Here is a 4,460-nt window from a genome sequence, read left to right as displayed (position 1 = left end):
GTAATTGCACTAAGCAGAACGCCTTTTGGTTGACAACCTCCCTCTGGACCCATAATCGTCCAAAATAATGAATGGTTCGCATGTCCTCCGCCGTGTTCTTGCACTGCTTTTTGTAGCGCCTCTGGCAATGATGCAATATTGGCAAGTAATTCATGCACATCGGTATTTTCATACTCCGTATTCTTTAAAGCTGCATTTGCTTTATTAACATACGTTTGGTGATGTAGAGTATGATGAATTTGCATCGTTTTAGTATCAATGTGTGGTTCCAGCGCATCGTATTCATACGATAACGCAGGTAAGGTAAAAGCCATAGTTGCTCCTTCTAGCTATTGGATTCTCAATGTATGGTTAATCTGTTCTATCAGTTTTGGATTATGGTTATGTAATTTCGCAAACTGCACCAATTCAGAATAGGTTCTATGATGATGGTGGATCACCACGGCTCGCACATTATTACTAGGATGCAGAAGAAGCTGGCTAAATGTGACATGGATATCACATAACCACTGGCAAGCATGATCTGCTTGCCTCATTGCTCGGTAAGTATCAGCTAAGTTATGAGCTGCGACAACTAGTGCCGGACAGCAATACTCAATTGCTTTGAGTGTAGATTGGCTGGCTTTTGTTTGCCTAAATTGATTTAGTAAATGGGCAGCATGAGTATATGCCGTAGTGTACTTATCACGCGCTTCAAGTAACGCACCGCGCTCGAATGCATAGTTACCCGCTATGATATTAGATTGCCACGGGCTTAATGCCTGCTCAACCATTATAGGCATGAATTCTTTTACTTGAGTAGACATCATCAAACCACCTGCACTGAAAATGAGAGTATTAAACTTACACTCCATACAACTTAAATGCAAATGATTTTTATTTATACTACCTTTTGGATAAATCTACCAATGCCTGCCCGGTTAACCGATAGATAATCCACTCATCTTGTGGTTCAGCGCCCATACTGTTGTAAAAATCGATAGCAGTCTGGTTCCAATCAAGTACCACCCATTCAAAACGACCGCAGTCTTTAGCTATTGCTTGCTGCGCAAGGTGAGTCATAATTGCTTTACCCGCCCCTTTACCACGGCTGTCTGGGCTAACATATAAATCTTCTAAGTACAGCCCATTTTTACCCAGCCAAGTGGAATAGTTATAAAAGTAAACTGCAAAACCAACAGGCTTGTCACCTTCTAAACAAAGCAAACTATGAGCGGTTGCCCCTTCACTAAAGAGGGTTTTTAAAATGGCTTGTTCGTTAGTTTTAACAGCATCGGGCTGTTTTTCATAAATCGCAAGTTCGGTAATAAAATGCAAAATAGTAGCAGCGTCCGATGGGCATGCATCTCTTATGGTTAAGGTGTTATGAGTCATAATGTCTTGGTTTTATCCTAATATTGTTCTAATTTATCTTTAAGTATTTGTAGTTGAATAGGTTTAGATAGGTAATCGTTCATACCAGCCGCTAAACACTGCTCTTTATCTTCATCCATTGCATTGGCCGTTAATGCAATAATAGTAATATCTTGATGTTCAGCGCCCGCTCGACCTTGACGAATTGCACGGGTCGCATCAAAACCATCCATAATAGGCATTTGACAATCCATCAAGACTAAATAAAACTCACCCTTTTCACTTTCTTTTAATATTTCAATTGCTCGCTGACCATTTTCTGCAAGCGTCACTTGGTAGTCCAATTTAGCTAACATAAGCGTTGAAACCTGCTGATTTATCGGGTTATCTTCCACTAACAATAGTTTTTTATTTTTATTATTCGAACGCAGTGACGAGATATAACTTGATGTAACAAGGGGCAGTTCATCTTTCTCACTTTTAGCTGTAATAACAGCTAAAGCTGAAATAAGATCGGCTGTCGTTATTGGTTTTGCAAAGTAAGCTTGAAAACCTGCATCGCTATATCGCTGCGCGCCTTCCATGCCAGCGATACTGGTCATCATAACTAAAGGCATTGCATGTAGCTGCGGGTTACTTTTAAGTTTTCTACATAAAGTTATGCCATCCATTTGTGGCATTTGCATATCTAGCACCGCAATATCATAAAGCGGCTGCCCCGCCGCAACTCGTGCATTACATAAACTAATAGCTGTATAGCCATCACAGGCAAGCTCAACTTTTGCCCCCCAATGTTGTAATTGTTGACTAATCACAATACGATTCGTTTCATTATCATCAACCACCAACACCGTTAGTTTACTCATATCGGCCTTAGGAATACTACGCTCTTGCTCACTTCCTGCTTCGAGCATAAAGGTGGCTGTAAACTCACTACCAACGCCCACTTCACTTTGAAGTGTGACTGTTCCCCCCATAATTTCACATAGCTGCTTAGAAATGGCTAACCCTAAACCTGAGCCTCCGTACTCGCGGGTTGTAGACGCATCAACTTGCGAAAAAGGGCTAAACAATTGGCTTTGCTTGGTTTTATCTATGCCGATGCCAGAATCTTTTACTTTTAATGAAAGTAGAAAGTTATCAGCAGTCTCACTCATATTTGCACTAATAATAATATCGCCGTGAGCTGTAAACTTAACTGCATTACTGAGTAAATTAGTTAGCACTTGACGAATTCGCCCAGGATCACCTTTAAGCTCTGATGGATTAATAGCTACAAGGTCGAGAATTATTTCTAAATCCTTCTCTTGTGCTTTTAACGCTTGTGATTCAGCAATTTCACCAATTAAGTCACGAGCATTAAAGTTAATAGTTTCCAGCTCAATTTTACCGGCTTCAATCTTTGAAAAGTCAAGAATATCGTTAATAACTGACAATAATGAATGGGCGCTATTTTTTGCAATACCCACTTTGGTTTCAACAGGTTTACTCAGCGGCTCTAGTTGGATCAACTCAAGCATGCCAAGCACGCCATTCATCGGAGTACGTATCTCATGACTCATAGTAGCTAAAAACTGACTTTTTGCCGTTGCTGCATCGTTAGATTTTATCAGCGCAAATTTTAACTCTTCTGCGGTTTTTTTACGGCGCTGGGCTATAATCACACTACCAACTAATGTTGCCAAAGAGCGTAAATAGGTTTCTTCTTGTTGACTCCAAACCCGATGAGTGCCGACTTGCTCAGCACAAAGTACCCCTAAAATCCCTTCACCTGTTGATATAACTGCATCCAACATTGAGGTTATACCAAGGGGTTTTGTATAGCCTTCAATCATCTCATATATAGCGGGATGCTTATTAACATCAACCGCCGCAATAACGCCTTGCTCAAACATATAACGATAGTAATTTGGATAATCAACAATTTTAAGCACTACTGGTTGCTTAATGTAGCCTTGCTCTTTAACGTATAAGCTATAGCAATGCATTTCTTGCGCTGCTGCATCAAAAATCCATACTGATGCACGATCAACACCTAACAACTCAGTCATCGATTGCGCAATAATATCTTTTACTTGCTCAAAATCCCCCGAAAGCACTTCAGGAGAAACCGTTAAACTAGCCAAATGCTTGTTATAACGACTGGCTTTTTCACGCTCAAGTTGCATTGCTTTATAATCATTTATGTCCTGAAAAGAGCCATAAATGCGTACGCACTTACCATCTTGAAAGTCAGCTTGGCCCATCGATTTAACCCATAACTCTTTCCCTTTTGCAGTTACAATAACAAGCTCTGCTTCCCATGCCTTCCCCTCACTTACTGCCAAATCAAACAGTTCAATAATTTTATCGCGGTTTTCACCTTGTTTATAAAAATCGAGGGCTTCACTAAGCACCGGTTCGTAGTTATTCTCAACATCATGAATTGCTTTAACTTCATCTGACCAATAAATAGTTTGTAGCGTTAAATCCACTTCCCATGCGCCAATTTTTCCTTGCTTACTCATTGATTCAAGTAAACTCTGTTGACGATAAAGCTGAGTTTGGGTGTTATACCGCTCTGTTATGTCTAATATAAAACCATCCAGATAACTAATATCACCTAGCGCATCATACACAGCTTGGCCTTTTTCGTGCACCCAATGAATACTTTCATCATGCGCTATTAGTCGATACTCAATTGACCAAGGCAAATGTTGATTTACCTTTTCAAAAATTGCGGTTTCAACTTGTTGTACGTCATCAGGGTGAATAATTTCAGCAAAACTTAGTTTGTGATTATTAACTAAATCCTCAGGGTGATAACCTGTTATGGACTTTGTTTGTTCACTCATGTAAAGCATGGTCCATTGTTTATCCGGTTGACAGCGATATACAATGCCGGGAATATTCCCCACTAAAGAAGCAAAACGATCACGGTTTTGTTGTAATTGTGACTCGATTTCTTTGCGCTCAGTGATATCTAAATGTGTGCCAATCATCCGTTTTGGCGAGCCATCACTATTCCATTCCACAACTCGGCCGGTATCAAGTACCCAAACCCAGTGGCCGTTTTTGTGCTTCATGCGTGCTTCGCCGACATAATAGTCACTTTCACCGGCAAAATG

General features: G+C 40.3%; 4 protein-coding genes. All 4 read right to left on the bottom strand.

The genetic code is table 11. The features are described from left to right. A partial coding sequence (locus ACT3RM_RS16910; protein ID WP_444511449.1) for a superoxide dismutase occupies positions 1-314 on the bottom strand: 314 nt, incomplete at its 3' end. Positions 315-329: 15 nt separating this feature from the next. After that, entirely contained in the window at positions 330-809 is a 480-nt protein-coding gene (locus ACT3RM_RS16905) for a hypothetical protein (protein ID WP_441995346.1), read from the bottom strand. Between the two features lie 76 nt (positions 810-885). Continuing rightward, on the bottom strand, positions 886-1,374 hold the full coding sequence (locus ACT3RM_RS16900; RefSeq protein WP_441836107.1) for a GNAT family N-acetyltransferase: 489 nt from the start codon (positions 1,372-1,374) through the stop codon (positions 886-888). Between the two features lie 17 nt (positions 1,375-1,391). Continuing rightward, on the bottom strand, positions 1,392-4,460 hold a 3,069-nt coding region (locus ACT3RM_RS16895), incomplete at its 5' end, for a response regulator (protein ID WP_444511448.1).

This window comes from Pseudoalteromonas sp. AOP7-A1-14 (assembly GCF_052376275.1).
Classification (GTDB): domain Bacteria; phylum Pseudomonadota; class Gammaproteobacteria; order Enterobacterales; family Alteromonadaceae; genus Pseudoalteromonas.
The sequence above is the reverse complement of the archived record's forward strand: the minus strand, read 5'-3'. Positions and strand labels throughout refer to the sequence as shown.

Coding starts and splice junctions, on each gene's coding strand:
- ACT3RM_RS16905 (WP_441995346.1), bottom strand. CDS start 809: ATGATGTCTACTCAAGTAAAAGAATTCATGCCTATAATGGTTGAGCAG.
- ACT3RM_RS16900 (WP_441836107.1), bottom strand. CDS start 1,374: ATGACTCATAACACCTTAACCATAAGAGATGCATGCCCATCGGACGCT.